Below are 5,074 nucleotides of genomic sequence, written 5' to 3'. Positions count from 1 at the left end.
CAGGGGGGCCGCCGCGGGCAGCGGCGACCCGACGCGGTACCGGTGTTCGTCCGTTCGTTCGCGCCCCCGCCGCGGATGCTGGTTTTCGGGGCGATCGACTACGCCGCCGCGGTGGTCCGCATCGGGCGTTTCCTCGGTTACCGGGTGACGGTGTGCGACGCGCGGCCGGTCTTTGCCACTCCTCGCCGGTTCCCCGACGCCCACGAGGTGGTATGCGAGCGACCGGCGGCGTTCCTCGCCCGCACCGAGGTCGACGCGCGCACGGTGATCTGCGTCCTCACCCACGACCCCAGATTCGACCTCCCGGTGCTGCGCGCGGCGCTGCGCTCCCCGGCCGGATACGTCGGGGCGATGGGGTCGCGGCGCACCCACGCCGACCGGCTGCGCCGGCTGCGCGAGGAGGGGGTGAGCGAGCCAGACCTGGCCCGGCTGCGCTCACCCATCGGACTGGATCTGGGTGCGCGCACGCCCGAGGAGACGGCCGTCTCCATCGCCGCGGAAATCATCCAGAACCGGTGGGGCGGGAGCGGCCGCCCGTTGTGGGCCACCCGCGGCCGCATCCACGCCGAACCCGGCGAACCCGGCGAACCCGGCGAACCCGGCGAGGCCGGCGAGGCCGCGGACGGGTGCACGGGAACAGCAAGATAATCAACGGTGTTGACGAGCATCCACGTTCAAGATCATAAAAGGACGAGATCATAAAAGGACAAGACAACTCTCCCGGCCCCAGTTCTCCGGATCCGACGCCCCGGCCGTGATCGGTGGTGCCCGAACCGCGGCCGGAGTCAAACTCAGGGGGTGAGACGCCAGGGTCGACGGGGCCGTGGCGGGAGCTGGCCGGAGGGGTGGCGTACGTGCGCATCGCGATGTCGCTGGGGTACAGCGGAGGTTTCGAGGAGACCGTCTCGGGGCTCGCCGACTACGAGAAGGCCGGGCTCCAGGTCATCCAGGTCGCCGAGGCCTACAGCTTCGACGCGGTCAGCCAGCTGGGGTTCCTCGCCGCCCGGACCTCGCGCGTCGAGATCGCCTCGGGGATCATGCAGCTCTACACGCGCACCCCGAGCCTCATCGCGATGACCGCCGCGGGCCTCGACTTCGTCTCGCGCGGGCGGTTCACCCTCGGGATCGGCGCGTCGGGGCCGCAGGTCATCGAGGGTTTCCACGGTGTCCCCTACGATGCCCCGCTGGGCCGGACCCGCGAGACCATCGAGATCTGCCGGAAGGTCTGGCGCCGGGAGGTCCTCGAGTACCACGGCCGTCACTACGACATCCCGCTCGCCGCGGGGCGGGGGACCGGTCTCGGCAAGCCTTTGAAGATCATTAACCGGCCGGTGCGGGACCGGATCCCGATCGTGCTGGCCGCGCTCGGCCCGAAGAACGTCGAGCTCGCCGCCGAGCTCGCCGAGGGTTGGATGCCCGCCTTCTACCTGCCGGACAGCGCGGACGAGGTGTGGGGCGAGGCGGTGCGGGCCGGTACGGCCAGGCGGGACCCGGCGCTGGGCACCCTGGACGTCTGGGCCGGGGCCTCCCTGGCCGTCGGCGACGACGTCACCGCGCTGCGCGACACCGACCGGCCGCAGTTCGCGCTGTACCTGGGGGGCATGGGCGCGCGGGGCCGCAACTTCTACAACGACCTGGCCCACCGCTACGGCTACGCCGCGGAGGCGGAGCTCGTCCAGGACCTCTACCTCGCGGGCCGTAAGGGGGAAGCCGCCGCCGCGGTGCCGGCCGGCCTGCTGGAGAGGCTCTCCCTGATCGGGCCGCGCGGCTGGGTGGCCGAGCGGCTCGCCGTGTTCGCGGAGTCCGGGGTCACGACGCTCGCGGTCAATCCGGTGGCGCCGACGCACCTGGAGCGGGTGCGTCTCATCGAGCAGATCCGCGAGCTCGCCGACGGCCTTTGATGGCTCTCCGCCTGAGGCGGGGGATTCCAAGATGACTTTTACGTCACGATAGGGTCATCGGCGTGGGCGGACCGCGGTGGGCGTATCGTGACGGCCCCGCCGTCACCGACGGTCTGACCAACGGTGACACGCGTGAGCAGATCGCGGCGGATCCAGGGGTGGCGGATCCAGCGGCAGCGGATCTACCGGAGGCCGATCCGTACCCGTCCCGGTCCCGCGGCCGGATCAACGCGCTGTGGACGATCGTCGACCAGGTCGTGTCGAGTGGCACCAACGCAGCGATCAACTTCATCATCGCCCGCCGAGTCGACCCGACCGAGTTCGGTGCGTTCGCGATTGCCTACACCATCTTCGCGATCGTCGTCGGCCTGTCGCGCGCCGCTGCCACGGCGCCCCTGGGGATCAGCTACGCCGCCGCCGCCCCGGCCGCGTTCCGCGCCGCCGCTCGCGCCGCGTCCGGCCTGGCCCTGGTACTCGGTGCCGTCGTGGGCGCCGGCCTGATGGCGGTCGGTAGCGTCCTCGAGGGCGTGGTCGGGACGAACCTGATCGCGATGGGTGTGGTCATGCCGGCCCTGCTGGTGCAGGACGCCTGGCGCTACACGTCGTTCGCCCAGGGACGCCCCCTCCGCGCCGTCGTCAACGATCTCGTCTGGGCGGCCGGGATGGGCGTGGGCATCGTCCTGCTGGCCATTGGCGGGCGGGCCGCGGCCGGCGGCGCGCCGGTGATGGTCCTCGTCTGGGGTGCCGCCGCGGCGCTGGCCGCGGTGGTCGGCATTGGGCAGCATCGGGTCTGGCCCGCCCCGCGGCGGGCGCTCGCCTGGTTCGCTGGTCACCGCGAGACGACCGGCTTCATGACCGCCGAGTTCGTGACGGTCCAGGGGGCGCAGCAGACGTCGATTCTGATCATCGCCGGGATCGGCTCGCCGGCGCTCGTCGGTGCTCTGCGCGGTCTGCAGACCCTGCTCGCCCCCACGACGAACCTGGCCGTCGCGTTGATGAGCTTCGCGATCCCCGAGTTCGCCCGCCGCAGGGGCGCCCCGGCCCGTCGGATCATCCGCGCCGCCTACGCCGTGTCCGCGCTGGTGGTTGCCTCCAGCGTGCTGTGGACCCTCATCTTCCTGATCCTCCCCGACGATTTCGGGGCGGCCCTGCTCGGCGACACCTGGAGCCAGACCCGTGAACTCCTTCTCCTCGCGATGATCGCGCAGGCCGGGCCGGCGCTGTCGGTGGGACCGGTCGCCGTGCTCTACGCCTTCGGCCGGACCAGGCTCACCTTCTGGATCAATCTTTTCTTCACGCCCTTCTTGCTCGCCGGCCCGGTCACGGGCCTCCTCCTCGGCGGAGCCAAAGGGGTGATCATCGGTAACGTCATTGTGTTCTGGGCGACGATCCCGCCCTGGATCTACCAGCTCCACAAGCAGACCCGTGCCGTCGGCCGTGGGCGACCTCCCCGCCCGCGCGGATCCTCCGAGCCCGGGCGTGCTACCCGGCGGCGGACGAAGGTGTGGTCCCGGCCGGGGTCATTTCCCTGATCTTGGATCCGGCAGGCATGATGAGCGGGATCTGAGCTGCCGGACCGCACCGGGCCGGCCGTGTGAGGCCCTGACCTTCCCCGGGAAGGTACGTCGCGGGATCGAGGAGGAGAGGAGGAGTGGCGACCTATCTGCTCGGCCTCGGTTCCGCGGTGTGTTTCGCGGTGGCCGCGGTGATCCAGCAGCGGGTTGCCTTCCGGGCGCCGCCCGATGACGTCCTGCGGCTGCGGCTGCTGCTGTGGTTGGTGCGGCGACCGTGGTGGGATGTCGGGGTCGCCGTCGCGGTGGTCGGCAGTGTGCTGGCCGCGGCGGCGCTGAGCCGGGGCGCGGTGGCCCTCGTCGAATCCCTGCAGATCTGCCAGCTACTGTTCGCCCTGCCGCTCGCCGCCCTGCTGGCGCAGCGGGCGGTGCCGCGCCGCGACTGGGCGGCGGCCGCGGCGACGGCCGGTGGCCTCGTGCTCTTCCTGATCGCCGGAGATCCGCACCCGGGCGATCCGGGGGCCGTCTCGACGTTCGGCTGGGTCCTCACCGGCGCGGTGGCCGGCGGGCTGGTGTGCGGTGCGGTGTGGGGGACGCGGCGGCTCACCGCTGCCCGGCGGGCCCCGATGCTGGCCACGGCCGTGGGCCTGCTGTCCGCGATACAGGCCGCCCTGACCAGCAGCATCGGTCACCTGCTGACCACCCGCGGGATCGATGCGGTCCTGGTGTCCTGGCAGCCCTGGTCGGTCGTGGCCACGGCGATCGTCGGTGCGTTGCTGCTGCAGAGCGCCTACGAGATGGCGCCGCTGCCGGCGTCGCTGCCCGCCGCGGTGAGCAGCGAGCCGCTGGCCGGGGTGGTGATCGGGGTGGCCCTGCTGGGCGGCGACCTGCGGCTGGCGCCCCTCGCGTTGGTCGGTGAGGTGCTCGGACTGGCCGTGATGGTCACGGGTGTCCGCACGTTGGCGACGTCTCCGCTGATCACCGGGCAGATGTCGCGGCTGGTGGCGAGGCAGGCCCAGGGGCGGCTGTCCCGGCTGGAGGAACAGGTGCACCATGACCTGGAGCGGCTGCGCGCCGACCTGCGCCGCAGCCGGCGGGCCGGCGTCCCGGGGCCGGCGTTGCGCCGCGCGCGCCGCCGGCTGCGCCGGGACCTCGACCGCATTGGCGCGGAGCTGGCGAGCCTCGTGGACGAACGGCACCGGTTCGACGATCGGATGCGGCCGGTCGCCGGGCGGGTGGGCTCGAACGGGTCCCGACCCTCGAACGGGTCCCGACCGGGGGAGCGGGGCCTGCTGGGGGACGATGCCGTGCCGGAAAGGGAACTGCTCGCCGCGCGGCGTGCTCTCGACACCCGGGCGGACGAGCTTCGCCGGCGGGCGGATCGACTGCGCGGTGAGGCCGGCGCCGTCCTGGCTCAGAGGAATCATTCGCGATAGTCAGTCGACCGGGACCTGTCCGCGGTCGTGCACCGGGGCGAACCCGTGCCACCGTGCCGCGACCGGGCCACGAGCTGCTGGTTCACCTGTTCGCGCTTGGTTTTTTCAAGATAATCAACGGTGTTGGTGGAGCGAGCCGACCGCCTGCTGGGTCTGCGGGTATTCCTCACCGATCGTCGCGGCGAGCTGCGCGCGCGCCTGCAAAACCCGCGCACCGGCGATCTGC

4 protein-coding genes are annotated in these 5,074 nt (G+C 72.2%); all 4 read left to right on the top strand.

Going from position 1 to position 5,074, the window contains the following annotated elements; translation table 11 throughout:
* Window positions 1–648, top strand: a 648-nt coding sequence (locus AC08OV_RS23365; protein WP_476620326.1) for an XdhC family protein, incomplete at its 5' end; no start/stop codon positions are given.
* A gap of 206 nt (window positions 649–854) precedes the next feature.
* Complete coding sequence (locus AC08OV_RS23360; RefSeq protein WP_476615811.1) at window positions 855–1,901, top strand: LLM class F420-dependent oxidoreductase; 1,047 nt, start codon at window positions 855–857, stop codon at window positions 1,899–1,901.
* A gap of 62 nt (window positions 1,902–1,963) precedes the next feature.
* The gene (locus AC08OV_RS23355) at window positions 1,964–3,433 is read left to right on the top strand and encodes a hypothetical protein (protein WP_476615809.1); all 1,470 of its coding nucleotides are present in this window, start codon (window positions 1,964–1,966) and stop codon (window positions 3,431–3,433) included.
* A 119-nt stretch (window positions 3,434–3,552) separates the two neighbouring features.
* Window positions 3,553–4,848 (top strand): DMT family transporter, encoded by a 1,296-nt coding sequence (locus AC08OV_RS23350; RefSeq protein WP_476620325.1) that lies wholly within the window; start codon window positions 3,553–3,555, stop codon window positions 4,846–4,848.
* Window positions 4,849–5,074: the final 226 nt, after the last annotated feature.

The sequence above is a fragment of the Frankia sp. CeTa3Moorea genome (genome assembly GCF_978021225.1).
Note: the sequence above shows the minus strand (reverse complement) of the source record. Positions and strands in the feature narration are given on the sequence as shown.